At 40.4% G+C, this 22,970-nt stretch carries 31 protein-coding genes and 1 pseudogene; 14 read left to right on the forward strand and 18 right to left on the reverse strand.

All coding sequences use genetic code 11. The annotated features are described in order from the left end of the window. Positions 1 to 710 precede the first annotated feature (710 nt). The gene (locus tag HP399_RS13780) at positions 711 to 1,070 is read right to left on the reverse strand and encodes a VOC family protein (RefSeq protein ID WP_173621421.1); all 360 of its coding nucleotides are present in this window, start codon (positions 1,068 to 1,070) and stop codon (positions 711 to 713) included. Between the two features lie 130 nt (positions 1,071 to 1,200). On the opposite strand from HP399_RS13780, the gene HP399_RS13785 reads away from it, so the two are divergent. Then, entirely contained in the window at positions 1,201 to 1,479 is a 279-nt protein-coding gene (locus HP399_RS13785; RefSeq protein ID WP_173621422.1) for a hypothetical protein, read from the forward strand. 27 nt (positions 1,480 to 1,506) lie between these two features. Here HP399_RS13785 and HP399_RS13790 read toward each other — a convergent pair whose 3' ends face one another. Beyond that, complete coding sequence (locus tag HP399_RS13790; RefSeq protein ID WP_173621423.1) at positions 1,507 to 1,935, reverse strand: MOSC domain-containing protein; 429 nt, start codon at positions 1,933 to 1,935, stop codon at positions 1,507 to 1,509. A gap of 116 nt (positions 1,936 to 2,051) precedes the next feature. After that, positions 2,052 to 2,387 (reverse strand): DeoR family transcriptional regulator, encoded by a 336-nt coding sequence (locus tag HP399_RS13795; RefSeq protein ID WP_173621424.1) that lies wholly within the window; start codon positions 2,385 to 2,387, stop codon positions 2,052 to 2,054. Between the two features lie 140 nt (positions 2,388 to 2,527). Here HP399_RS13795 and HP399_RS13800 point away from each other — a divergent pair, with 140 nt between their 5' ends. Both HP399_RS13800 and HP399_RS13805 read left to right on the forward strand, forming a co-directional pair. After that, complete coding sequence (locus HP399_RS13800) at positions 2,528 to 2,704, forward strand: hypothetical protein (RefSeq protein WP_173621425.1); 177 nt, start codon at positions 2,528 to 2,530, stop codon at positions 2,702 to 2,704. Between the two features lie 602 nt (positions 2,705 to 3,306). Further along, positions 3,307 to 3,843 (forward strand): annotated as a pseudogene (locus tag HP399_RS13805) (DNA adenine methylase). Positions 3,844 to 3,886: 43 nt separating this feature from the next. On the opposite strand, the gene HP399_RS13810 reads toward HP399_RS13805, so the two are convergent. Both HP399_RS13810 and HP399_RS13815 read right to left on the reverse strand, forming a co-directional pair. Next, positions 3,887 to 4,111 (reverse strand): DUF7660 family protein, encoded by a 225-nt coding sequence (locus HP399_RS13810; protein WP_173621426.1) that lies wholly within the window; start codon positions 4,109 to 4,111, stop codon positions 3,887 to 3,889. Between the two features lie 533 nt (positions 4,112 to 4,644). After that, on the reverse strand, positions 4,645 to 4,839 hold the full coding sequence (locus HP399_RS13815) for a tautomerase family protein (RefSeq protein WP_173618869.1): 195 nt from the start codon (positions 4,837 to 4,839) through the stop codon (positions 4,645 to 4,647). Between the two features lie 124 nt (positions 4,840 to 4,963). On the opposite strand from HP399_RS13815, the gene HP399_RS13820 reads away from it, so the two are divergent. Together HP399_RS13820 and HP399_RS13825 are read left to right on the forward strand one after the other, a co-directional pair. Continuing rightward, the gene (locus tag HP399_RS13820) at positions 4,964 to 5,218 is read left to right on the forward strand and encodes a hypothetical protein (RefSeq protein WP_173621427.1); all 255 of its coding nucleotides are present in this window, start codon (positions 4,964 to 4,966) and stop codon (positions 5,216 to 5,218) included. Beyond that, positions 5,215 to 5,448: a hypothetical protein gene (locus HP399_RS13825; protein ID WP_173621428.1), complete on the forward strand. Its 234-nt coding sequence runs from the start codon at positions 5,215 to 5,217 to the stop codon at positions 5,446 to 5,448. The genes HP399_RS13820 and HP399_RS13825 overlap by 4 nt, the downstream gene beginning before the upstream one ends. A gap of 5 nt (positions 5,449 to 5,453) precedes the next feature. Here the strand turns inward: HP399_RS13825 and HP399_RS13830 are convergent, their stop codons facing one another. After that, positions 5,454 to 6,155, reverse strand: a complete 702-nt coding sequence (locus HP399_RS13830) for a hypothetical protein (RefSeq protein WP_173621429.1) — start codon at positions 6,153 to 6,155, stop codon at positions 5,454 to 5,456. Positions 6,156 to 6,667: 512 nt separating this feature from the next. Further along, a complete protein-coding gene (locus HP399_RS13835) occupies positions 6,668 to 7,207 on the reverse strand; it encodes a hypothetical protein (protein WP_173621430.1) in 540 nt (179 codons plus the stop codon). Between the two features lie 66 nt (positions 7,208 to 7,273). Between HP399_RS13835 and HP399_RS13840 the strand changes: the two genes are divergently transcribed. Beyond that, positions 7,274 to 7,420, forward strand: a complete 147-nt coding sequence (locus HP399_RS13840) for a recombinase family protein (protein WP_173621437.1) — start codon at positions 7,274 to 7,276, stop codon at positions 7,418 to 7,420. A gap of 393 nt (positions 7,421 to 7,813) precedes the next feature. On the opposite strand, the gene HP399_RS30995 is transcribed toward HP399_RS13840, so the two are convergent. From HP399_RS30995 to HP399_RS13855, 4 genes are all read right to left on the reverse strand, one after another. Further along, complete coding sequence (locus HP399_RS30995; protein WP_255654144.1) at positions 7,814 to 7,945, reverse strand: hypothetical protein; 132 nt, start codon at positions 7,943 to 7,945, stop codon at positions 7,814 to 7,816. Between the two features lie 346 nt (positions 7,946 to 8,291). Further along, entirely contained in the window at positions 8,292 to 8,642 is a 351-nt protein-coding gene (locus tag HP399_RS13845; RefSeq protein WP_173621431.1) for a hypothetical protein, read from the reverse strand. A gap of 213 nt (positions 8,643 to 8,855) precedes the next feature. Next, positions 8,856 to 9,392, reverse strand: coding sequence for a hypothetical protein (locus HP399_RS13850; protein WP_173621432.1), 537 nt, complete (start codon positions 9,390 to 9,392; stop codon positions 8,856 to 8,858). Positions 9,393 to 9,779: 387 nt separating this feature from the next. Further along, on the reverse strand, positions 9,780 to 9,938 hold the full coding sequence (locus HP399_RS13855) for a hypothetical protein (protein ID WP_173621433.1): 159 nt from the start codon (positions 9,936 to 9,938) through the stop codon (positions 9,780 to 9,782). A 135-nt stretch (positions 9,939 to 10,073) separates the two neighbouring features. Here HP399_RS13855 and HP399_RS13860 point away from each other — a divergent pair, with 135 nt between their 5' ends. The 3 genes from HP399_RS13860 (at position 10,074) to HP399_RS13870 (ending at position 11,921) form a co-directional block, all read left to right on the forward strand. Continuing rightward, on the forward strand, positions 10,074 to 10,466 hold the full coding sequence (locus HP399_RS13860; RefSeq protein ID WP_173621434.1) for an ArpU family phage packaging/lysis transcriptional regulator: 393 nt from the start codon (positions 10,074 to 10,076) through the stop codon (positions 10,464 to 10,466). A gap of 118 nt (positions 10,467 to 10,584) precedes the next feature. After that, positions 10,585 to 11,061, forward strand: a complete 477-nt coding sequence (locus HP399_RS13865; protein WP_173621435.1) for a hypothetical protein — start codon at positions 10,585 to 10,587, stop codon at positions 11,059 to 11,061. Positions 11,062 to 11,720: 659 nt separating this feature from the next. Further along, positions 11,721 to 11,921, forward strand: coding sequence for a hypothetical protein (locus HP399_RS13870; protein WP_173621436.1), 201 nt, complete (start codon positions 11,721 to 11,723; stop codon positions 11,919 to 11,921). A gap of 205 nt (positions 11,922 to 12,126) precedes the next feature. On the opposite strand, the gene HP399_RS13875 is transcribed toward HP399_RS13870, so the two are convergent. Both HP399_RS13875 and HP399_RS13880 read right to left on the reverse strand, forming a co-directional pair. After that, positions 12,127 to 12,975 (reverse strand): IS3 family transposase, encoded by an 849-nt coding sequence (locus HP399_RS13875; protein WP_173621502.1) that lies wholly within the window; start codon positions 12,973 to 12,975, stop codon positions 12,127 to 12,129. A 14-nt stretch (positions 12,976 to 12,989) separates the two neighbouring features. Next, positions 12,990 to 13,286 (reverse strand): helix-turn-helix domain-containing protein, encoded by a 297-nt coding sequence (locus HP399_RS13880; protein ID WP_173621503.1) that lies wholly within the window; start codon positions 13,284 to 13,286, stop codon positions 12,990 to 12,992. A 160-nt stretch (positions 13,287 to 13,446) separates the two neighbouring features. Here HP399_RS13880 and HP399_RS13885 point away from each other — a divergent pair, with 160 nt between their 5' ends. The 3 genes from HP399_RS13885 (at position 13,447) to HP399_RS13895 (ending at position 16,333) form a co-directional block, all read left to right on the forward strand. Beyond that, a complete protein-coding gene (locus tag HP399_RS13885; RefSeq protein WP_173621383.1) occupies positions 13,447 to 14,553 on the forward strand; it encodes a S8 family peptidase in 1,107 nt (368 codons plus the stop codon). Between the two features lie 150 nt (positions 14,554 to 14,703). After that, positions 14,704 to 15,369, forward strand: a complete 666-nt coding sequence (locus HP399_RS13890; RefSeq protein WP_173621382.1) for a hypothetical protein — start codon at positions 14,704 to 14,706, stop codon at positions 15,367 to 15,369. A 310-nt stretch (positions 15,370 to 15,679) separates the two neighbouring features. Next, positions 15,680 to 16,333: a phage portal protein gene (locus HP399_RS13895; RefSeq protein ID WP_255654192.1), complete on the forward strand. Its 654-nt coding sequence runs from the start codon at positions 15,680 to 15,682 to the stop codon at positions 16,331 to 16,333. Positions 16,334 to 16,944: 611 nt separating this feature from the next. On the opposite strand, the gene HP399_RS13900 is transcribed toward HP399_RS13895, so the two are convergent. After that, a complete protein-coding gene (locus HP399_RS13900; protein WP_173621381.1) occupies positions 16,945 to 17,766 on the reverse strand; it encodes a DUF6492 family protein in 822 nt (273 codons plus the stop codon). A 350-nt stretch (positions 17,767 to 18,116) separates the two neighbouring features. Here HP399_RS13900 and HP399_RS31000 point away from each other — a divergent pair, with 350 nt between their 5' ends. Then, complete coding sequence (locus HP399_RS31000; RefSeq protein ID WP_255654145.1) at positions 18,117 to 18,350, forward strand: hypothetical protein; 234 nt, start codon at positions 18,117 to 18,119, stop codon at positions 18,348 to 18,350. 175 nt (positions 18,351 to 18,525) lie between these two features. On the opposite strand, the gene HP399_RS13910 is transcribed toward HP399_RS31000, so the two are convergent. The 4 genes from HP399_RS13910 to HP399_RS31150 form a co-directional block, all read right to left on the reverse strand. Further along, positions 18,526 to 18,954 carry a NucA/NucB deoxyribonuclease domain-containing protein gene (locus HP399_RS13910; protein WP_173621380.1) on the reverse strand — a complete coding sequence of 143 codons (429 nt, stop codon included), beginning with the start codon at positions 18,952 to 18,954 and terminating at the stop codon, positions 18,526 to 18,528. A 199-nt stretch (positions 18,955 to 19,153) separates the two neighbouring features. Beyond that, positions 19,154 to 20,026, reverse strand: a complete 873-nt coding sequence (locus tag HP399_RS13915; RefSeq protein WP_228088517.1) for a discoidin domain-containing protein — start codon at positions 20,024 to 20,026, stop codon at positions 19,154 to 19,156. Positions 20,027 to 20,453: 427 nt separating this feature from the next. Next, positions 20,454 to 20,900 carry a hypothetical protein gene (locus tag HP399_RS13920; protein WP_173621379.1) on the reverse strand — a complete coding sequence of 149 codons (447 nt, stop codon included), beginning with the start codon at positions 20,898 to 20,900 and terminating at the stop codon, positions 20,454 to 20,456. 154 nt (positions 20,901 to 21,054) lie between these two features. Further along, the gene (locus HP399_RS31150) at positions 21,055 to 21,393 is read right to left on the reverse strand and encodes a M23 family metallopeptidase (RefSeq protein WP_370642720.1); all 339 of its coding nucleotides are present in this window, start codon (positions 21,391 to 21,393) and stop codon (positions 21,055 to 21,057) included. A 462-nt stretch (positions 21,394 to 21,855) separates the two neighbouring features. Between HP399_RS31150 and HP399_RS13925 the strand changes: the two genes are divergently transcribed. Next, the gene (locus HP399_RS13925) at positions 21,856 to 22,233 is read left to right on the forward strand and encodes a PH domain-containing protein (protein ID WP_173621378.1); all 378 of its coding nucleotides are present in this window, start codon (positions 21,856 to 21,858) and stop codon (positions 22,231 to 22,233) included. The last annotated feature ends 737 nt before the right edge of the window (positions 22,234 to 22,970 follow it).

The raw sequence follows: 22,970 nt of genomic DNA on the forward strand, positions 1-22,970 counted from the left end.
ATGGGGGAAGCTTGGCAACTGATACGAGCCTATGGTAAACGTAAATGTGCTAATTGATGCGCAAGTTCATTTTATAAAGGCTTATCCAAATTAACTACAAAGTTTAGAGGGCAATTATGTAAAAAGGGCAGCTTATAAAGCTGCCCATAAACATTGAAAATTACTCGCAACTGCAAGCCAAAAAAGCCAGCGCTCATTAATGTCACTCCTTAATTGTGATTGAGGATACCCCCAAAAATTAAGGTATGTCATATAACGAACTATGCAATGGCATTTGACGACGAGACCGGAAGTGAAATCGAAATCTCTTTTTCTCTGGAACGGGATTTCCTCACTGTATATGTATCAGGAAACTGCTCGTGGGATGTTGTAAGGCTATACGAGGAAATTTTGGCGATGCTCCCTGATGAGGAGGATGCAGCATGACCGAGCGACAGATCATTGAAACGCTGGCAACGAAGGTGATGGGATGGCTGCATAGTAGCCCAAAAGGATGCTGACGGAGTAATTGACACAGCGCAATGGAACCCACTCCAAAACATAGCCGATGCGTGGATGATCGAGGAGAAGTTCAAAAAAGGTGATCCAATACTTGGGGCAAAGTTCGCTGTGCTCTTGCTGGTCCTCATCTACAAAGTTGAACCGAAGGACATTTGCAATGCAGCTCTGGAAGTCGTTGCTTAACAAAACGGTAATTTTATTAGTAGGCTTCAAGTGTACTTAAGATGACCAACAATGTTGATGAGCTTGCCAAATGAGTCGCGGACGTAGAAACGCCGAACATCCCAAGGCTCATCTGCTGGCCCATATTCAATTGGAAACCCTGCATTTTTCATTCGTTCGATGGCTGTATCGATATCATCGACTTCAATTGATAGATCCGGAGTAAGAGTGTGGGAACCTCCCTGTGAAGCAAAACTAATTTGAACGCTCATTTCTTCGGCAGTCCCGTAAGTTGCGATCCAACCATGATCCATCAATAAATTTAGGCCGAGCACGTCCTGATAAAAGCATTTAGCTGCGGCGATATCCTGGGTGTCTATATTGGCGACGATTCGTTTGACCTTCATTTCGTACCCTCCAAATTATTTGCGTTTTTTACTAATCTTTTGATTATTTTACATGAAATATAAGTAATGAACAAAACAATCGATTTGTAAAACAAGGGAGGGAGAGGGTGGAGATAAGGAGGTGGTTACTGTGAAAGAATTTTATCTACTCAGCCTAAAGTGGTCCCGAGCAAAAGATCGGTATGTATGGTGGGGACAAGACAACGGGGGATATGTTGAAGATTTGAATCAGGCCGGGCTTTATACCGAGGAAACAATCAACAGTATGCCTCGTTACTACAAAAATACAAGGGTTGTTCCTGTTCTCAAGGAAGTGGCAGAGAACTTGTTTATCCAGAAAGTAGTCCCTGCCACTAGTGCTAACTGGAACGCGATGAACATTGACATAACTACGTTGAAAGAATACTGATTTAACAAAAAGAAGGGCTGAAGTGACTCAGACTCGATCGAGTGGCTTGTATGGTTTAGGGGGCAACTGTGCTTTGATTTCATCTCCAAGAAATACCTCTCCACCGATGAGTACAATACCCATTACACCAGCCTTACGGATGAGGTTACCATTTTGCTCTCTGTCTAGTACTGCAGCCATCAAACCAGGTTGGAAGTTATCCAACTGGGTACAGGGATTACGTAGGCCCGTAAGTTCAACCACAGTTGATTTGCCAATAGTCAGTTTTGTTCCGGTAGGGAGAGCAAGTAAATCGACACCTTCAGTGGTAATATTTTCACCTATTTGACCAGGAGCGACAGTAAAGCCCTTTTCCTGTAATTCAGTAAACAGCTCCGAATGGATAAGATGAACCTGACGAAGATTCGGTTGGGTGGGTGCCAGATAATCTTTCCATGAAATAGCACCTCCAGACATTATTATAAATGCTTGGAGAGGTAAGATCGAGTGACTTAACAAAACGGAAATGCAAGATAGTCATTTGCAAATAACAAAGAAGTGTCCCAAAGGACACCCTAATTGAACAGCATTATTTATGCTCTTGAAAGTGCATAGATTTCAACCAAAAAGTTTGCTTGTGCACCCTTGGGATTCCCAATGTAAAGAGAACGAGTAGAAATAACATCTGTGATTTTTTCGCTAACTACTCCAGTAAGATGAGTAGGATCATTGCCACCACTAACATCTTGACTGACATCAAAACTAATTTGATTAGGATTGGAAACTCCACTTATTACCCATTGAAAATTAACTGTGTCTGGCGGAAGGACTTCCGTACCAATATTTGAGCTAGAACGATGCGATTGACCAGGCAGCGGGGAAGGAGCGGAATAAATAGCGCCGATAAACGTCGACTTAAGTGCACTCATGAAAAAACACCCTCTCAGGAAAGTAACTACATGAAGATCATATTTCAAGAAAATGGTAAATATGCAATCGATTTTAAACAACTTACTAGAAGTACGGGGCATTTTACAAAGCACACGATTTGATAAATAGGAGGCCTTGTATGGATGAGTCAATGAAGAAAGAAATCGAAATGGTCAAGCAGCGTGACAGATGTGAGGATTGTGTGTGGCAAGGTAACATCGATTTCTATTGTGACGATTGTAGACTTGCTGAAAACGGAAGATATTTTGGCCCTGATATGTTTTTGCCACGGCCTCGTAAAGTGGAGGTCGTCTAAATGAAACGTGAAATGTCAGAAAACCTTAAAAGCATTACTATCGGGCAAGTTTTGGAGTATTGAAAACGGAGGCAAGAAGCAAAAATGATGGGGGAATTCAAGGCTTTGGGCAGGGAAAACCGAGACAGACACGGACTAACGGATAGGGAAGCAATCGCTTTGCTTAGCCTAGAGATCAATATCCAAGCTTAACACAAACTCAATTATGAAAAACAATCAGCTCGATTAGATAAAAAGACATGAACGAAAGAGACGAAAAAAAGACCACCCCTCTACCATTTTCATGGTCTTTGGGATAGCCTCTTTTGTAATAAATCACTTAGTCAGGACACATGCATTTAGTGTAGGGTGGAAACCAAAGGCAGGGAGGAGTACATCTAGCTAGGGGTTTACTACCTATCTTTTGAAGAAGTTTTTTGAACATTCCTAATCACCTCCTATTTATGGATGAATTTAACTTTCAATTAAAATAGTAACACATGGAGATAGATATTTGTATACAGACTTTTCTGAAATTTAACTGAGCATGTAAGAAATAGCAAGCAACAGGATAGTAATATTTCCTCTTGCTCAGCGAGATAAACAGGAGGGAGGGAACGGGACTGAAATGCCCACGCATCCTACATTACCCCGGCAGCAAATGGAGCATGGCTGACTGGATCATCGAGCATATGCCAGAACATACCACATATTTGGAACCATACTTCGGATCCGGAGCAGTATTTTTCAACAAAGAATCATCCGCTCTTGAAACGATCAATGACCTTGATGGAGAGGTGGTAAATCTGTTCAAAGTTATCCGTGATCATCCAAATAGAACAACAGCCAGCTTTGCACTTGATTGAACGTTATAAAAATCCAAGCGTTTTGATTTATGCGGATCCACCTTATTTGTTATCAACAAGGAGCAAACGTTTGTACAAGAAAGAGATGACGGATGCTGACCATATTGAATTGCTCGACGCATTAGAAGAACATCCGGGACCTGTGATACTAAGTGGTTACGATAATGATTTATACAACATTTGCCTAAAGCATTGGCGGAAATGGGTCGCATCAGAACAGAAGTTATCTGGATCAATCCAGTGGCAGCTGATCAAGTGGGGCAGCAGACAATCTTCTCGCTGCCCGGCATATAGCGGATAGATGCAAAATGCTCAGAGTGTTATGTACTTCTTCAAACTACTCGTAGTATTTCGCAGCATATAAGATTTTTGCGAAGGCTTCCCAAGAAGGGATGTCTGGCGACATTGGGGTTTCAAGCCAAGCAGCCATTGATTCGAGAAAATGATTTAGGGAGATATTTTCCCAATCTGGATTGTTTTCTAACTCAGCGAGCGATCTTTGAATAAAATCGATTAGGTCCTGTTTTGTATATGTTTGACTATCTTTTTGACCAACGTCCATACAAGGTTCTCCTCAATTTGCTCAATTTGATAATCAATGTCGCATTACATTAAATCTGGATTGTTCATTGATATTTGTCGAACCGAAGGAAACTCAGAGGGGGAGATACAAAAAATCACATAACTATCTGGATAGTGACTAAGGATATCAATTTGTCGATAGGGTTGTTTTTCAAGACAAAAGTTTAGGTTATGCAGCTTAATTTCTTGATGAAGGTATTTAGGAAGATAAGTTGAGTTATTACGGTCAATAGTTATTTGCAGCATGGAAGGCCACTTGTTTTAATTCGCCTCTCCAATAGCTAGATACACTACCTTCATAACAGATGTCTTCCAACAGACGTTTATGTAACTTTTTTCGTTGCCTTTTATTCAATGTTCATCACCATATGCCTTTGTTTTTAAATGTGGGATTTTTTTGAAGTTTAAACCGCTTTTTTCCCTTGAACAAGCAAATTTACAAAATGTGTACTTGGTATATTGACCATCATTAGAATGAAAAAACCCGGCAATAGCCGGGCGGTTGAAAACTACCTATTGTTTTCTGAAGTCGTCAGTAAGAATGCCGGAGAACCCCCAATTTTCATCATCAATTTCTTCAATAACGATGTGAGTATGTTCAGGTTTTTTGCCAAGAACGTTAACAAGAGTTTCAGTGAACTCTTTCACAATCTGAGCCTTTTGATCACGGGTTGTACCTTTTGTAATTTGAAGGTTGATATATGGCATTTGTCCACATCTCCAATCAGTTTCTTTTATAACGTAGACGGACAAGTTAACAAATAGTTTCAATCATATTAACAGATTGGGTGACACGGATTTTTTAACTTAATAGTTAGGGAGGCAAATAGCCATGACAGTTTACAAGATCAAGGGTCTATCAGGAACAGTCGAGCAGGTGATTACCTTGTCAGCGGAAACACCCGAGCAAGCGTTGGAAGATGCGAAGCAATACTTTCCCGAAAGATTGCATGGTCACCTGTCTGTCAGCTCAGACGATTCAGAGTACCGGGAATTGCTTCGGAAAAACGGCTATCCAGAGCACGTTCTGGCTCTATTCAGCGACGAGGACTGCGAGGGCGAATGCGAGGCGGTGGGGATTGTATGACAAGTCCGACCATGAACATCCTGGGCATAACCTGCAATGACGTGTTCGGAGTAAAGTGGTTCGAGGTTCGGATCGAAGGGATCGGCAATGTAGAGATCATGCTCGACACCATGAAGGGCTTCGGTGTAACCAAAACTCTGAACGGGACCAAGAAGTTGAGAGCCTGGCTGCAAACGGAAGAAGGAAAGGTGTTTGTTCTCGGGAAGAGCGGTCACTTAACACAGCGGTAACTATGTTAAGAGTGATTCTTCTTTGTAAAATCAACAAATTGATTGCTTATGCTAGGCTTGGTGGAAATGTAAATTAGCTCTCCAGAGTTACCCTCGATTAGTGTATTAAATGTTCTTTTGTTTCGGATTTCAACTTCGATATTGTTACCAAAGTCATCTTCAAAAACCATCAGGTAGTTTTTCATTTGAGGAGATATACCGTTACGTGAGATTTGTATTTCTTTTCTTTTTAAAGTACAAGGCACGGCGATCCGCGTACCACTTTTTTTCAAGCTTTCTTGTTTCCAGAACAAAAACAGGATGATAGACACAACAACAATTGGAAAGAGAATTTTAAGCAAGCTCATAGTGTCCACGGTATACCACCATTCATTTGGTCTATGGTTGAATGTACGAAATAATAAGTCGCTGGTTTCACCAGTGATCCAAAAAACAAATGGAACTCTTACGATACACAACACACGATTTGATAAATAAAAAAGACACTCCTTGAATAATGAAGGAGTGTCCATGAAGTCCAAAATTAGTGTTGGGATTATACTTGGACATTCTCTTTTAAGAAAACGATCGCGGTATCTTAGAGGATGGTCATACTGGTGGGCGGGTAGGGCAACATAAACCGCAGTCATCATCCCAGCAACACGGGAAACAACGTCTAGCTCGTGATTGATATTGCCTAGATGATTCATATTGCCCATATGATTCATATGGTTGATATTGCACCAATTGACCTTTTACTTTCTTGAATTTCTTAGAAACAGATTTCTTCTTTTTCATGAGGTACTTCCCCCTTTATAACGATCTAAGATAACTTATTAACAAAATTTACCTCTTGACTAGACGAGTGCTTGCAATCGTCAAAAATGGACGTAAAAAACTGCAGGCGCAGTGGGAGAGGATGTTCTTTACAAAACATTACTTAAGAAAAGGTGGGCGAATAAGTTACTTGTTGAAGTGGAAGCAGTAGCGAATGGAAGTAATGCATCACTTGTTTTGCCTAACGGAACGAAATTTCGACATGTGTCTGCTGGAATAGATAAACCCTTGGGAAGAGGAGTTTATGTTTGGAGCAATTTTATTAACGGGACCAATAATTGCGTTCGCTTTGAATTTAATTACTCCCAAAAGAAGTCTCTCTCTTCTATACGGCGACGGACGGGGAGTGACACTTGGCTTGACAAAAAAAAGAGCCACAGTAAGCGGCTCTCTCATTATAATCTTATTTCCCGTAAGTATTTGTAGCCCAGACAGGATACCAGCCTTTATCAGCGTGCTTTGTGTTATAAACAACTGTATTACCGTCATCTTGAACAACTAGAATGTCGCCAGTGAGGTCAGCTGGCACATTACTTTTTCCGTAATGGCGTGGAGCCCAATCTTCGGGAGCAAATCTCCATATAGTATAGCCTTTTCCCCTTTCTTGTAAACCAAGAGCTACTGGGAAATTAAGAGTTTTGGCGAATCCTAAATATTCGGGATAATATGATTTATAATAACCAGTAGCTGGATCAATATAATCAGCATGAAATTTAGCAGTGCCTGAAGCCCAGAGAGACGTTGTGGAATTATTGAAATTCTTATAAAGTACGAGATTTCCATCGTTCTGCATGATGAGGGAATATATACCATTATTCGAGGTTAACACTTGACCTTTTTCGAGTGTTTCACCAACTTTGAGCGTACTCTTTGCAGACGCCGCTGAGACAATGGAGAGCTGAAGCATGAATATCGCAAACAAAATTAATGAGAATTTTTTCATAATAACCTCTTTTCTAATAGTATTTTAATTCTGGTGCAAAGCTTGTTATAAAGTGGTTGTGAGGAAATATTTACCGATAAAACTAGTGGTGCAAAAGATAAAAGGCAAGGATTGGAAGATGTTTTTCGATTTGTTCGTCCTTCTGATACCTTAGTGGTTTGGCGTTTGGATCGTTTAGGAAGGTATGGTCAGGAATTTTTAGGGTTTATTTAACACAACGTACACTTAAACATTAGCATCAACCTTTCTATGATAATACCAATATATTCCACTATATATGATGTCCATTCTCATTGCTTTAGGAGATATTGTCGAATAGTAGACAAGTGGACGACATTTTGAGCAAAAGTGAGAAAAGCAAATGATCCTCTAATCAATAGATTTACGAGGATGATATTTTGCAAAGTCCGGAGAGAGTGCTTGGCGAAGTGAAGTGAGTTCATGAGAGTGCAGACCCTTTAGCTTACTGGAAGCATCAAAGTGATTGTGAATATGACATAATCATAGGAAACTTTACGAAAATCCGGAGTTGTTAGAAGCTGTTTAACATAAGAGAAAGTAAGAAAACGAGAGCATGATCGCCCTCGTTCTCTATGAAAATAGCAATTATCCTCTACTGCAAAGAGTAATCCACGGAGGGCAAACCCCCCAGCCCAACGGGGAAGCGGAAGCAGAAGCAGCAACCGGAACAGAAGCTACAATCATTACAGTGAAAACAACAGCAAGCAACTTTTTCATATGTATCACCCCCTGTCTAAATGTTCTAAATATAATATACCATTAATTACAAATTATGTAAAAATATCGATGCGGGGAAGTGAAATTGTGTGCGAGCACATGTGGTGGATTGACGGAGAAGAAAAGCTGTTTTGCGTTAAGTGTGGGCAGGCAGCGGAGCCAAAGTATTTAACACAATATTACTTGAGAGAAGGGGAGGATGGAATGAAGTGTAGCAGACATAATTTTGCTAGCGAAAAAAGAAAAACTCCTGCAAGAAGACAGGAGTCGAAAATGTTTTCTCGCTATATCAAGGGTTCTGACGAAACCGAAGCAATTGCACAACTGCGTGTCCATCAAATTCCTTTTATGGCGATTTAGTTATTACAAAAGTTAATACTCTTCTAAAAAAGCCAGTTGGGTTATAGATACGCATAAACCATCTATCTAGTCCATATGGGTAATTTTGAAGCACATATACAGGTTCATTTTGTTCAATGAGCCATCCAGCACTGATAACCCTCCTAGTACCTTCTGGTGCTGGTATCAAGGCAATATTTTGATATGAATATGGCCTAATCTCGATGGGCGTAAAACTGTGGCGCCAAAAGCCATTTCCGAGACTATCTGTTATACGTACATTTTTCTGACTTAGGGTGATGATTTTAGTACGTTTTACACCTCTTTTTTTCAAAATCTTGGATGATTTTTTTTTCATGCTTTCACCTTCTACGCTTATTTACGTTTCGTAGGATCAGCATATGAAGGTAAAGAGATAATGCTTGGACTAATTTACATGAGTTAAAAAAATGGGGGAATTCAATAATTAGAGCTCACAGACTGAACAATTTGAACCCAGAACTACTGCAGGCAATTTATCACAAGAGAAAAAATGAAAAGCAGCATCCCAAATAGGGAGTGCTGCTAATAATTAGGGGACGTACTGCTCTGTAATTTTTGTGATGACCCCATTTGTTACTTCAATGTGGAAAGGTAGCTGATAAGGAATTCCTTTGGATTGTACAAACTTGCTAAAAGTATCGGCGTTTACTGATTCATTCCAATGTAAATCCCCATCTTTGGTAGAGTTGGTTTGAAGAGTAAACGAAGCTTTTGGAGAAATTTCAAACGTTCTAATTTTAGGGTTACTATTTCGAATGTAATATGGTGCTGGATAGGTCTCTTTCACTAATGGATGATCTTGACGATAAGCTTTAACTGCTTCCTCACCGAAAAACCATTGAACATAGTCAAGCGAAACTACTAATTTTCCGTTTTTCACTTGTAGAGTTTTCACATAGGCCATTGATTTTTCAATAGTATTGCCGTGTTTATCTTTGCTACTAGTTGGAATAATTACTGAGGAAGGAGAAGGTGCAGCCGTTTCTTGTTGTGAACCTGCATAAGCCTCCGTACCAAGCAATGAACATAAAATCAGAGAAGAAAGCAGCACATATTTTTTTTTCATAACAGAGTGTCATTTCCTTTCTGTTTACATGTAATACCATACATAATTAGTAAGACGACAGACAAATTAGAACGTTTCTCCTCAAGTCGAAAAATTTAACGAAATATTTCGGGAGATGGGTCATGCATGCCACTTGTCCAAAATGAAGCTCATAAGGTGTACATGAAATTGGACGTGAAGGCGATTGACCCGGATCGCTCGGAACTGACCCAATTAATCGCGGACCTAGAAAAGGGGTGGTAAGCAAGATCATCTGCCTCAGTGCTGAGCGAATCTCCAGAAACCCTGTTGAATTAGGGGATTTTATGAGCTGGCTAATCGGATGAATATACCGGTGATATTTGCTGAATAGTCCGGGGAACGGACTATCCGCATCAAACAGTTGTCTCAAGATGGCGTACTGACTTCAGTAACCGGATGGAACACAAAAGCAACCAGGTGTTCAGGCGGTTGTAGATAGTAGTTCCTATAGCCGAGCTGAATTAACTCTAGATTGAGACGAGCTGCATCCGCGAAACTTACGTAGAAATACAGATGCTTGGTCATGTTAATCACCTCCTTCCGCACCTAACCGTAGCAGAAGGGGTGTGGGACAAAAAAGAAGCCCCCAAATGGGAGCCCGTATATATGTTCGCCTAAACTAATTATATCATGGGCTAACAACGAGGGGGAATTAGAAAGATGAGCGCACAGGTACAAGAACAACTGTCATTTCTGCAACCAGTTAATGAGAGAGAAGTCAGGAAGGCTGCTGTGAAAGAATGGAAATCATACAAAGCCCTCTGTGTTGCTGTTCAGAACAAGAAGGAGCAAGAGGAGAAGGGCATCGAGCAATTATTCCCTCGGTTGCAGCTTTCAGAGACGCAGAACGAATTGAAAGCGAAGCAGATCGAGAGAGCACTCGAGTATTCGCTCGATGAGGTAGAGCGACAGATCTTCGAAGAGAAGTATCTCAGCGCGGCTAGAGTGAAGGACATCAATGTATATCTGGACTTAGGTCTGACAAAAGACCAATTCTACAGAAAAAAGGAAGAGGCAATCATGCAAATTGCTACGGCACTAGGGATGATCTGAGTGCTGTTCTATTTTCATAACGTTCGTTCCGCTAACAGGCAGTTTAGCACAACATTAATGTATAATGATTTTTATATATTGATATATTGTCATTGGGAAACAGGTGGTGTGAACGAAGGTGGCAGACAACAAAAGAACGATAGTAATTTGCAATGATGTGGGTCTTTATTTTGACGCTCTGACACGTGGTAAGCATTACGAAGTTTTAGCAGAGGACGAAGCAAAAGAACAGATAAGGGTTGTTGGTGACAATAACCGAGCAAGATGGTATAGAAAGTATTATTTCGTACCTGACGGGAGTAGTGTACCAGTATTAGTTAACTGGACATTTGACGATACGATTCAAGATTCAAGTGAAGAATCTTTAGAACATATTGAGGTCACAGTCACCTTTAGTGAAGGTGACAAGAGATGGTGTTCCCTTTGCACTAAGGCTGGATTGTTGGATTACATTGAGCGGAACATGGACGATAATGTTTTCTTAATAGAGAATCAAGTAATTGTGGAAAACTTTTCAAAAGAAGTAGTCAATGACGCATTAAAGCGATTAGACCAACAAAATCAACTACTAAGTTCAACCAAACCGTTCAACTAACGGGATCGATAGCTGAATTCGAAAACCACTTTTTAGTGGTTTTTTTCTTTATTACAGAGCAAAAACCCGACAAAAAGTGGGACAAAACCTTGACAAAATCAAGGATAAAAGGCAGGATGATTTGAAATGGTGGAATCGGTAATCTTGAGTCAAGAGCAAGCAACATCTGCTCTTGGGAGATACCGTCTATCCCTTATCAATGGCGTACCTGAGCGAATCTATGGGTGATGACGAATGTGACCTTACGAGAGGGGGACAATCTGAGCCTGAACGCGCTAGTCTTGCGATGATCGTAGCAGGGAACCATACAATTATTGTTTTTCATTGTATGCATTACAGCGGTTTTCAAGTTTTGGGAACCCCTCTCGGAGCTTTGGAAAATCGTGAATTACTCTGCTGGGATTTACCGGACAGGGGATCACATGCGAGACATACGGCTTCGGCCCCTCGCCCCTTGTCCGGTAACTCTCATTATTTATACTTCACTCATGGTTGCTGCGTGTGTGCAATCGTGGCAGCTCATAGCCCAAACCTCCCGGGTTGCCGTGACCGCAACGGTGTAAGGAGTGGATCGCGGCAGAGTCTTCTGCCGTAGTAAGTGGGGGGAGTATAGACAATCCATCTCATTTACTCCAAAATGGAATTGAGGGGGGATTTCAATGTTAAAAGGATACGTAACTGTTTACACTGCTTGGGCTGGATTAGGTCAATTCATTGATAGTGGCAGTTGTACTGCTAGGTTGGAACAGGAGGGTCCCTGGACTCATCCAATAATAGTACCAAGAGAAGCTGTAACTAGGGGCGATAACTCTAGTGCAGTAGTTGGTGTGGATCTTAGGGAAATTGCAGGGGAAAAATAAGCACCCACGCGGTGCTTTTTCTTTTGCAAAACAAGATTAATAAGATGAGCTTACTAGGCTGACAATTAATTACGCAAATTTACAGTATAGTATAATTATGAGAGCTAACATGACTCTTTGATAAAATGGAGACAAGCAAATAAGAAATAAGCCACTCGGAATGGTCAAGACCCCATTTCGTAGACAGTAAGAAAAACCCCGGCCGTTAGGCCGCTAACTGACGTCTAAATTCACTAGGCGTCAGTTTTTTTAATTTCAGTTGAAGACGTTCTTCGTTGTAAAAATGGATATATTCCTCAATTCTTCTTTGAGCATCTTGTACATCTCGTATATCATAGGGATATAGAGCTTCGGTTTTCAAATGAGAAAAGAAGCTCTCCATCGAGGAGTTGTCTAGGCAATTGCCTCGTCGTGACATGCTGATTTTGGCGCCAACCGTAGGCAGCATGTCGTGGTATGCATGAGACGTGTACTGGTGACCCTGATCGCTGTGAACGATCACACCAGTCACGTCTTTTTGTGTTTTAAATGCTTTCTTGAAAGTCTGAAGAACAAGCGCATTGTCGTTTCGAGAGCTGATATGATAGGCAACAATTTCGCGCGTACACAAATCTTTAATTGCTGAGAGATAGATGCGTTCATCTCCGATTCGATATTGGGTAACGTCAGTTACCCATTTTTGATTTGGTCTCTGAGCAACGAAATTACGATTTAGCATGTTCTCGGCTACACGTCCATCGGAAACAATGGCTTGAAAAGTGGTGATATGGGCACGTTTCCGGCGAATAACTGCTTTAATCCCCAGATTTTGCATCAACCGTAACACTTTTTTATGGTTTACTTTACAACCATACTGGCGTACTAGTTCTGCTTGAATTCTGCGGTAGCCGTAAATTCCTTTCCTTTGCTTATAGATCATGTTGATTTTCTCTTTCAAAGCTTTGTCCTTGTTCTGTTTTCTAGTGGAGAGGTATTTATAATATCCGCTTCTCGAGACACCTAAAGCCTTACAAATCTCAGTTACCATGAAGATTGAAGACAATGTCTCCACCATGTGATATTTCTTCCTTACACCTCCCGTACCCAGATTTCCAAACACTTTTTTAGGATTTCATTTTCACGCTTTAATTTTTGAACATGACGGTCCTGGTCAATATACGTCTCCCGACGTCCACGTTGATCTAGGAGTCCAAACTCTCCAAGCTGTCTATACTTTCTCATCCACTTTCTCACACGATCTTTGTCCAGAATTCCCAGATGTTCTGTAATTCGTTTATACGTCCATTTTTCCTCAAGATGTAAACGTATGGCTTCCCTTTTCAGTGTTTCTGGATAGCTCATAAACTTTTGCCCTTTAGCTGCCATAAAAAAATGCACCCCCTAAAGTTCATCGGTAAACCACAGGGGTTTTTCCAATGTCTACTTTAAGGGGTGCACTTCAGAACGCCGGGTGGCTTTTCTGTTTGCCATCTGATCAGATCATTCACAAATCAAAGGAGAGAAAATTTATGGAGAGAAAATTTACTTGGTCTCGTTTAAGGAGAAAACATTTAAGAGAGCGACACTAAAAGAAGTACATGAAAGTAACATGCAAAAGCTAATTAAGCACGGAGCAAAAGTACAGAAAGAACTCAAAAATTTACCTCGTACCTTTATTATTAGTGATCCAGATGAAAGTGTACTTGTTTCGTTAAGAAATGACCTAGGCATTCTCGCGGTGGAGGAGAATATTGAAGACCAGCCCTTAATGGCACAAAACCCACCAGAATGGCCATCTGCATTAATTGGCTTACCAGAATTCGTTTCTAAAGGATACACGGGTGCAGGTGTAAAAGTGGGCATTATGGACTCAGGTTTCGCAAATCATGAGGACATTGTATATGCAGGCCGCTATAACGCTTATGGAGCAGTCTATGGATATACAACGCCACCAGAGTCTGACTACCTGGGTCACGGAACATCAGTTGCAGGAATTATTGGCGCGCGTAACAATGATAAAGGTTATGTGGGAATTGCTCCTGGAGCGTCTCTTTATTGTGTAAAAATTACCCCCGAAACTGGAAATGGTGTGGACGTAGCAGCTCAAATCGAAGCGATAGAGTGGTTGGTTAGCCAAGGAGTAAAAATTATTAATTGCAGCTTTGGTGGAATTGTAGATGTGGAAAGCCGTAGGATCGCTTTTCGAGATGCTGCATCGATTCATGATATTCTAATAATTTGTGGTGCGGGTAATGAAGGAAATGTAGGCAGGGCAATGAATGACAATATGATTTATCCAGCAAGATACGATTTTGTATTATCTGTAGGGTGTCTAAAGGCTAATAAAGAACCTGCCGTATATGCAAGTCGTGGTCCTGAATTGGATGTGTCTGCTCCTGGTCATAATGTAATGACAACCATTCCTTCAAGCGCCAATAGAAATGGGATTAATCATTATGATATTTCTAAGGAGTACGGATTATTTACTGGTACTTCTTGTGCAACTCCTCACGTAACAGGACTAGCTGCCTTGTATTGGCAAATGAATCCTTCTTATACGGCTAATCAAATTAAAAGTAAGGTGTTCCGCCAGTTTCTTATCAGTCGGTTCAATGTAATCCCTTGGAAGATAAAAATATATAAACAAACATGATACAAAAACAAAAACACTAATTCTATCTCAAAATGGTAACAAAAATAAATATTGTTAAAAAATTTAAATTAATATTGAAATTGGAAAAGGATGTATGATACTTTCGTTTGGAAAGATTTATGAAAAAACATAAATTGGAGAGTGAGTTTTATGAAGAAAATTTCATCCTTGTTTATTTTGTCGGCGTTCGTATTATCCGCCGTTTCACCATCAGTATATGCTAAAGAAGGTTCTGTAAATAATCCGATTAGCGTTCAACTGTTACAGGAGAATAATATTCAAGAAGGTGTAGAAGTATTTGATGAAGGTGATGTGGAAATTACCGTCACCACGACAGTTATTGAGGGCGACATTAATGAATACGTGGAAAAGCTGAAAGGAAAAGGACACAACATCGAAAGTGTAAACGATCAAAAATCCATGGCAAAATACTGGCAAGAACAAACGTGGTACGGTAGTGGTAGTAAGTACTCTAATGAAGCAAAAGCTTCAGGCTCTGTTTGGGTAAATGACCTCTTTCTTGGATTGGATGCAATAGGCGGAAAGATTGAAGGTACAATCTATGCTAACTCTGGGACAAGTTCCGTATATTCTAAACCTACACTATATGTAACTACTTATGGAGCAGTAGGAGGAACAATCGGGGTAATAAAAGAATATAAATTTACACCTAAAAATTATACGACTGGGACCCAATCTTTTGGAATAAATTCAGGGTTAACTGGATCTGTTGCATACATTGAAGGGTATTTAGTTGGAGATCATTATCTTGGGAACACAGAATGGCAATCCATGGCGGATTTAAAAAAGAAGTAAGTAAAAGGGAGGAATTATGAAACAATTGCTAATATTTGTGTTTACAATTCTACGTATAGCAGTTGTTTTTCTGGGGATTTTTGCTCTATCAAGTCTTTTAGTTTTTAGGTTCTTTTATAATGGTGAAAATGATAACATAGTTTTTTTGATTCAGTTGGTAGTAGTTTTTTTGGTTAATTTTATATGGTACAGATGGAAAGAAAAAAAGAGAGACTCAATTTAGACTGAATATCAAATGGATCATCTGGAATAAAGCACGGAAAAGGGCAAGCCGAATAACAAAATCGTCTTAACTTTTGCTCGGAAAATTATCGACTTCGGTACTTCATACATTGCCAGTAACCCTATTCGGTATTCTGCCAATGAGGCAGGAGCAGACGTGGAAGAATACGTTAAAAAGGTGCAAGCTGTCCTGATGACTAACGATGAAGAGAGCTTGTCCTATGACATTATCGAGGACGCTTCAATCGATGGAGAGGTATTCGAATACTACTACTTCGACGAGGACGGTCAGATATGCATCACTAAGTTCAAAGCTGACGACTGTATTCTGTGTATGACACCACAGTTAAGGCGAAAGCTAATTACCATCATTCGCTACTACACAGTGACGGATGCCACCAAGAATACTAAGACCATGTTGGTTGAAGTATACGACGAGGAAGAGATTACTTACCTTCGACAAGGAGGTTCAGCGCTTGTATTGGACACGATTAATAAGGCTGTCACTGGTAAAGTAGATGTACAGGAATACTTCAAGAATCCGAAAGTGCTGTTTAAGGAACTCGCTCTGTACGATTTGATTCTTTACGATTCGGAAGGGAACTTGATCACCGATGTGGAGAAGAAAAAGCAGTATCTAGCCAATATGTGGTCAACATCACAAATTCTTGTTGGTGGAAAGGCGGTGCCGATCGCTGGGATTTGCAGGACCAGCACGAAGAAAACACGATCAATTGACTAATCGCATCCTTTCTGGATCAAACCGGAACACCGCACCTGCGCCCTGATCAAGTGGGTACAGCTCGGTCCGGAATCGCGTTGAAGATCATTTTTTACCATGCAGATATTAAGGCTGGTATGAAAATTCGCCATTACGGTAAGGGGTTCCGTAACCGAATCCGAATTATTACTGGGATGCTGAACGATGAATTGATTTGATGTCATTTGAAATAACAGTAGGTGAAACAGTTGATTTTATGCGATTTCTAGGGAGTATTAAAACCGATTGAAAGCCAAGAAAATGTTCCCCCCACGCGATCGCGATTGGAAGCGCGAGCATTACACGACTGCTTACTAATAAGCGAAACCCCTTGTGCCTGTAGGTACGAGGGGTTTTTTATTTGGTGGGCAATTTTGATTTTTTCAGGGTTTAACATTTTTGCCCACGACTTTCCATGTAACTTTCAAACTTGTTCATGTTATCTAATTCAATTTTCTTTGAGATGTGGGCATACACATCTGAAGCGATCCGGATACCGCATACACCTGTAACGAATCCAAGATTGCCGCAGACACATTCAGGCAAGGTCTGGAGACTATCTTACATCACAAGCAGTTGGACTCGGCAGCACTTCATTTTCTCACGCGCTTCTTCCGGATATACCAGCCGCGTTTATGAAAGGAGATGGACCTGTAATTCTGGGCGAGTCTGATGATTCGTTTACGAGTAAGTGATGCTGGTTTTGAAGATAAGCTTTTGTTAAGAGAACTTCTTACAACCAGATGACCGGGGTAGTGAGCTTTCACGAAGTTACCGTAAGTTTCGAACTCGGAGAAGCCGGCATAACTCTGCTTGTTGGTTTTCTTGATAATCGCCCAGTACCATCTAGTCTTATGCCTAGCCTCAATTTTAGACTTCAGCCGGGAGAGCTTCGATTTGTCGAACAGCATATAGTGGGCAACGAAAGAGCGCGAAGCGGTTGGCTTGGTCCCCATTAATTTCTTGTAGGTGCGAAAATACTCGGGACGACTCCAGTTACGGCAGTAAAAAACGGTTTTCCCATTGACGAGAAACACATGAGGTCGAATGAGAATGGTGTCGGCGTCAATCACAAGATAATACCTTTGCTTGGTCAAGTTTCCTCCCGCCAGCTTCAACAATTGTTGGAGCAGCCAGCCTGAGCGATTGGTGCGTTTGGTTTGGTAGTGAATGTCTTTTTTGGTAATCGGTAGGACGCGTTTTTCATTGATGAAGGTGCAGTTTTTATGCCGGCAAAGGGCTTGGATTCGTTTGCTTGGTGGCGATACAACCATGATCCTACCAACCGGATGCTTCACTTGCTTACGGATACTGTCAATGACATACGGAAGAGTGCCAAGGTCTTTCTCAATAGCTGGGATCAGGACATCAATTTTAATAGAGCTGTTGAAGGTGCTTTTCACTGAACGAGACAACTTCTCAACTCCTTTTCACTAAGCAGTTTCAACCATATGTGTCTGAACAGGTTGGCCAGAGTGTCCGACATTCCAGATAGGATATGATTTTCTTCCTTAGGGTGAATATGTCAGAAATGGAAATCCTGAAAAATGTGTGTATGTCTGCCTTCTTGAGTCATTGAGTAAGTATTTACATTTCAAAAATTTATGTAAAACCCCTTTGAAACTCTCCTCACTTTGTCTCGTCGAAATCGTTGACATACAACAATGGCAGCTCGATCCGACTCCGTTGGTTCTGACTGGATCAATACGTTTCTTTGAAGATAGACCGGAACAGATGGAGCTGGCAGAAAACCAGGAGCGCTGTGATGGCCGCGACGAAATCCGACGAAACCGACGAAAGTAAAAATTTAACAATTAAACAAGCACCATTGGTCGTAACAGGTGGTTTCCGTTCCGAAGAAGGTATGAATGAAGCAATCGAAAGTGGAGCAGTTGATATGGTTGGTGTCGGAAAACTATTTGCATTAAACCCTGATTTCCCAAATCAGATTATCCTTGGCAATTATCGTACTGTTACGATTACTTGCAGCCGCAAATAAAAGCACGTCTCAAAATGCGAATTTGGACAAAGAGCGGCATGCGTCGATCACCAGTGTTTGTTGATTTTATTCTAGCTGGCTAGTAAAAAAACCGTCCCTGTTTTTTTAGGAGACGGTTTTTTTACTGTAAATGTCTATTCGTATCCGGAATTTGCGGGTACACGAAACAAATACTTTATTTGACCACGATTTCAACTTTTGTTCCGTTTGGATAATCCTCTAATTGATTGGATATCCACGATCCAGCTCCTCGATTATCTGAAGGCGATATGTATTCGATATGTGCTCCCGTGCCTCCCTCAGCGCACATGGCCATAGGCCATTCATCTCGATCATATCCCTTTTTTGTAGGAATGCCCTTGAGAGAATCTTGGCGATTTTCATCTGCTCCATCGCGGTCAATTGTGCATATAGCTGACTTCCCAGAGGCAATCGCTTCTTTGATATGCTTTGCAGTCTGAGGATATCGATCAGAAGGAAAAACAATCGTATGGTCTACGTTCCCGTTGCTGACTGTTTTTTCCTCTATTGGCACAAGTCCAAAGAAATAGGCGGCGCCGATCAGCAGCACCACAATCAACATCAGCATTTTTTTCTGTGTCATGCTTTTGTCCTCCAATATAAGTTCTATTTCAACCGCCCAGGATTATGGAGAAGCGGTGTGATTGGCCTGAGTAAAGGGAGCTAGCTATACCTGCAAAGGTCGGAAGTCCAAAGAATGACGACCCAAATGTATCGAAGAGATTGCTAACCTATGAATAAAAAGAGGCACCTCCCTGTTTAAGAGGAGGTGCCTCGTCATGTTATTTGGTATATTCCACCACTTCAAACGATTGAATCTTACTGAAAGCCACATAATCTTTGCGAGCAGTAAATGGCCCTTTGTTAAAGTCCTTATCGAACATGTATGTTTCTTTTCCTCTACCATCTGCACGGCCATTATACCAGTCGATGAAGTCTTGAACTTCGGTTGCAGTTAATTCGAACTCTTTCTCGAGACCACTGATCATTTTAATAACCAGTAGAGCGTTGTCACCGGTTGGTTCTGGCTCAGGCTTTGGCTCAGGATCAGTACTTGTGATTGTATCGCCTGTCATCTCTATTTCCATGATTCCTACAGAACTACCAGACGGATCATAATAACTATTTAGTACATTAATACGATAAAACCTAAAATATTTGTCATTATTCGTTTCTACTGTTATTGGAGTTCTATCATTTTCAAATGTACCTTCAGTAACAAGAGACCATGTCAAACCATCATTTGAACCATAAAATTTCCAGTCTTTTATAAGTGACTGTAGAGAGTCATTATGAAATAAAGGGGTTATAGTCATGGTATTAACTTTCTTTTTTTCGGAAGGACCGAAGTCAATTTTTAAAAAATGTCCTCCTTCAGGGGGAGTTGTTGCATAAACGTACCAAAAATCTAAGTGGCTAAAATCAACAGAATCGTCAAATGCTTTCCAGCCATAGTCATTCCGTCCACCGCTTCCATAATGTGCGCTTTCACTAATAATAATAGGGCCTGGTTTATCAAAGTCAGTCATAGTTGGAATAAGGTCCTTATTGGTTTGTTGATCTTCAGCTAAACTAATGTTTTGCCCAGAAAATAAAACGGCAGTGATTAGACCCATACTTACAAAAAACTTACTGTATCTCTTTACAAAATCCATAAAACCTTGAACTGTTAAAAATGGATAATTTCTCTTAGGAATATATTACATTTCGATGATTTGAGCAAAACAGTAAAAGGAATAAATTCAAATCAAAGGAACATTCAATGAAAATGTTCATATTGTGTTCAAGAAATAGAAAACCCGTCCCTATTTTTAAGGAGACGAGTTTTCTTCATAAAATATTTAAGATTGAAGGGCTCTAAGCAGCATAATTTCTACATGCATAACGCACCCACAAATCACCCACAAAAAGATGAAATGATTTGATGTCATTTGATACAACAGTAGGTGAAACAGTTGACATTAAGCGATTTTCATGGAGTTTTAAAACTGATCGAAAGCCAAGAACATGTTCCGCAGACGCGGCCCAGATGAGCATTTTCAAGTTCGGTACTTAACACGATGTGTATTGTGAAAAGTAGATTTAGTGGAACCACATTGCCGTGTTAGGGGGGCAGATGGGCATATTTCCGTCTGCAACCATATTGAAATTGAGCATGAAGTTAGTTCCTTCTCTGTTTGTCACCACTTCATCGACCCAAAAGATTGGCTGGATTGCAATCGAATTGTCAGCATTGAGCACTGCAGCACTACTATCATTTACTGTCCCCCAATGCCAGCGGAAAGCACGAACATACTGCTCGCCAAGTAGTACACCAAGTGCGATACAGTCGTCATTTTCAAGTGTTTGCTTGTTTGATTTCAGTTCGCGTACCCACTCGGTGATGACTTTGACAATATCATGGGGCTGATCGTCCAACTTTACTTGCAGAAGCTTTGCAGCATGCTGCTGAAATTTAACAATTTCTTGTAGGGTTTCATTATCGAGTTTGCCTATTTTGGCAATTTCATTTCCTTGGATTTCTTTCATGCGTGCCACCTCAATATATCGTTTATTTAGGGAAGTTAGTTAATCACTAGCCTTTGAATTATTTGACAATAAACTATTTGTATCACAATAGTTATTAAGTAGAAACACAAATAGCCGTTCCTATAATGGACGGCTAAAAGTGAAGTCCAGGACGCTAAGGACGAATACGTCCCAAACGACGGATAGGACGGACCCCTTCTATAGTCCAATCACAAGTTGGCCTATTATACCAAGTGGCAACATCACCACGAGTATACCGTCCAACATGAAGATTAAGTCCTGTTGTCACGCCTGAAAAGTCTACAGTGCCAAGGAATTGTCCACTTGGGATAAACATCCCTTTCTGTAAAGTGGTAGATGGTCTAACGTGAGCGTACTCAGTATAGAACTCATCCCTTCCTTGGACCAGGACCATATTAGCATACAGGGGGCGGTCACCAACAAACCGGGGGCGAAGAAGGTATGTGCCCCAATCAATACCATTAAATACCAAGCCTTTCGAACTGGGATGATCAGGTCCACAGTCCTTAGAGATCAGACACTTGATGACGTATCAAAGGGATGTCTACCATACACTTTCAAATATTCATCACTCCAAGGTTTTTTACAGTTTATTACAATTATTTGCGAGTGGTGACAGCTACCCTATATGTTTTGGGATGCCATTACTAGGTTAGTAGAATGCCAATAAATCTCACTTTCATAGGGTGGGATTCAATAAAGGAACTACTTCCTGATGTAACAGCAACTTTTGAGAAAACCCTTGAACAGTATAACGATTACTACCCTAATCATACTTGCAATGTCATATACAGTTGAAGCGTATTGGAGCAAGTCACAAGAGGCTTGATTGCATCGATATCGAGAACTAATTCATGTTGTAACCACTTCAGTAGGAAATTTAATCTGTTTGGAGAATATGATTAATCAATTATTCGAATAGGGGGACTTTAATGTGGGCTTGTTAGACGGTCTAATGGGTAATGCTTCGGAAGTTAACATTGCAGATGTTCAAAAGGAGTATGCTCAAATCTTAGCGAACAATGAGAGCATAGAAAAGGCGTACAAATTAATTCGTGATATGTTCATCTTCACCAACAAGCGGTTAATACTGGTTGATAAGCAAGGCATTACTGGTAGAAAGACAGAGTACCATTCCATTCCTTATAAAAGTATTCATCATTTTAGCATTGAAACAGCTGGAAATTTTGATTTGGATGCGGAATTAAAAATTTGGGTTTCTGGAAGTGCAGTACCGATCCAAAAACAATTTAACAAGAACTTGAATATTTATCACATACAGAGCGTATTGGCCGAGTACATTTTGGATTAGTCTCGCTTGATAAAAAGTCCTCCTTCATTCCGGGGAGGGCTTTATTTCTCACGCAGAGATGACGAATCAAATTTTAGAACAGCTAAAAGAACAACAGAACCAAAATAATAAGAAACTAGACATTATTGCACGTTCTCATTTTATTTGCACATAAGGAAGTATTACAAACTATTTACCAATATTTATACATGAAATAGCCGCCCAATCAAACCGATAAAAGTAATGTAATAGGATATCTAGTGTAGATTCTCTTGGGGATATGGCGTACGACTTAATCTGTGCAGATGAGTCTGCGCTATTTTTTTGTGGCAAGAGAAGGTATGCATACCTATATATACTTGTAGGAAGTATTGAGGTGATAACTTACTATATAGATGACCACTTTTTTATTCACGTATTACTTCTTGTGTACCCCAATTTGCTTAAAGCAATTGGGGACTTTTTTGTATGGAGGTGACCTCAAGCTTATTTCACCGATGCTGTTCGAACAGGTAGATAAGTCGTTATCCGACGGCCGTTACATTTTCGAATCTAAAGTAGCTCTATAAAACAATAGGTACATGATAAAAAACAATCCCAATTCATTTGTACCATACATTACAAGCAAAATTTAATATGTACATAAATATCAAACTGTACAAAAATAGCCTGAGTGAACAGCTATTTTTGTACAGTTTTTTAAAATAAGGCTCCGTTAAATGGTTGTCTTAATGTATCGATCTCCAGTTCTAATTCCT

Source organism: Brevibacillus sp. DP1.3A, assembly GCF_013284245.2.
In the GTDB taxonomy this organism is placed as follows: domain Bacteria; phylum Bacillota; class Bacilli; order Brevibacillales; family Brevibacillaceae; genus Brevibacillus.

What these genes read in the sequence shown, in the direction of transcription:
- HP399_RS13920 (WP_173621379.1), bottom strand. Translation starts at nt 20,900, where the DNA reads ATGAAAGAAATCCAAGGAAATGAAATTGCCAAAATAGGCAAACTCGAT.
- HP399_RS31000 (WP_255654145.1), top strand. Translation starts at nt 18,117, where the DNA reads ATGGCCGCGACGAAATCCGACGAAACCGACGAAAGTAAAAATTTAACA.
- HP399_RS13780 (WP_173621421.1), bottom strand. Translation starts at nt 1,070, where the DNA reads ATGAAGGTCAAACGAATCGTCGCCAATATAGACACCCAGGATATCGCC.
- HP399_RS13915 (WP_228088517.1), bottom strand. Translation starts at nt 20,026, where the DNA reads ATGGATTTTGTAAAGAGATACAGTAAGTTTTTTGTAAGTATGGGTCTA.
- HP399_RS13870 (WP_173621436.1), top strand. Translation starts at nt 11,721, where the DNA reads ATGTTAAAAGGATACGTAACTGTTTACACTGCTTGGGCTGGATTAGGT.
- HP399_RS13810 (WP_173621426.1), bottom strand. Translation starts at nt 4,111, where the DNA reads ATGGACGTTGGTCAAAAAGATAGTCAAACATATACAAAACAGGACCTA.
- HP399_RS13910 (WP_173621380.1), bottom strand. Translation starts at nt 18,954, where the DNA reads ATGACACAGAAAAAAATGCTGATGTTGATTGTGGTGCTGCTGATCGGC.
- HP399_RS13850 (WP_173621432.1), bottom strand. Translation starts at nt 9,392, where the DNA reads ATGAAAAAAAAATATGTGCTGCTTTCTTCTCTGATTTTATGTTCATTG.
- HP399_RS13860 (WP_173621434.1), top strand. Translation starts at nt 10,074, where the DNA reads ATGAGCGCACAGGTACAAGAACAACTGTCATTTCTGCAACCAGTTAAT.
- HP399_RS13800 (WP_173621425.1), top strand. Translation starts at nt 2,528, where the DNA reads ATGGATGAGTCAATGAAGAAAGAAATCGAAATGGTCAAGCAGCGTGAC.
- HP399_RS30995 (WP_255654144.1), bottom strand. Translation starts at nt 7,945, where the DNA reads ATGAAAAAGTTGCTTGCTGTTGTTTTCACTGTAATGATTGTAGCTTCT.
- HP399_RS13820 (WP_173621427.1), top strand. Translation starts at nt 4,964, where the DNA reads ATGACAGTTTACAAGATCAAGGGTCTATCAGGAACAGTCGAGCAGGTG.
- HP399_RS13880 (WP_173621503.1), bottom strand. Translation starts at nt 13,286, where the DNA reads ATGGCAGCTAAAGGGCAAAAGTTTATGAGCTATCCAGAAACACTGAAA.
- HP399_RS13790 (WP_173621423.1), bottom strand. Translation starts at nt 1,935, where the DNA reads ATGTCTGGAGGTGCTATTTCATGGAAAGATTATCTGGCACCCACCCAA.
- HP399_RS13815 (WP_173618869.1), bottom strand. Translation starts at nt 4,839, where the DNA reads ATGCCATATATCAACCTTCAAATTACAAAAGGTACAACCCGTGATCAA.
- HP399_RS13835 (WP_173621430.1), bottom strand. Translation starts at nt 7,207, where the DNA reads ATGAAAAAATTCTCATTAATTTTGTTTGCGATATTCATGCTTCAGCTC.
- HP399_RS13825 (WP_173621428.1), top strand. Translation starts at nt 5,215, where the DNA reads ATGACAAGTCCGACCATGAACATCCTGGGCATAACCTGCAATGACGTG.
- HP399_RS13890 (WP_173621382.1), top strand. Translation starts at nt 14,704, where the DNA reads ATGAAGAAAATTTCATCCTTGTTTATTTTGTCGGCGTTCGTATTATCC.
- HP399_RS13830 (WP_173621429.1), bottom strand. Translation starts at nt 6,155, where the DNA reads ATGAATCATATGGGCAATATGAATCATCTAGGCAATATCAATCACGAG.
- HP399_RS13795 (WP_173621424.1), bottom strand. Translation starts at nt 2,387, where the DNA reads ATGAGTGCACTTAAGTCGACGTTTATCGGCGCTATTTATTCCGCTCCT.
- HP399_RS13875 (WP_173621502.1), bottom strand. Translation starts at nt 12,975, where the DNA reads ATGGTGGAGACATTGTCTTCAATCTTCATGGTAACTGAGATTTGTAAG.
- HP399_RS13855 (WP_173621433.1), bottom strand. Translation starts at nt 9,938, where the DNA reads ATGACCAAGCATCTGTATTTCTACGTAAGTTTCGCGGATGCAGCTCGT.
- HP399_RS13845 (WP_173621431.1), bottom strand. Translation starts at nt 8,642, where the DNA reads ATGAAAAAAAAATCATCCAAGATTTTGAAAAAAAGAGGTGTAAAACGT.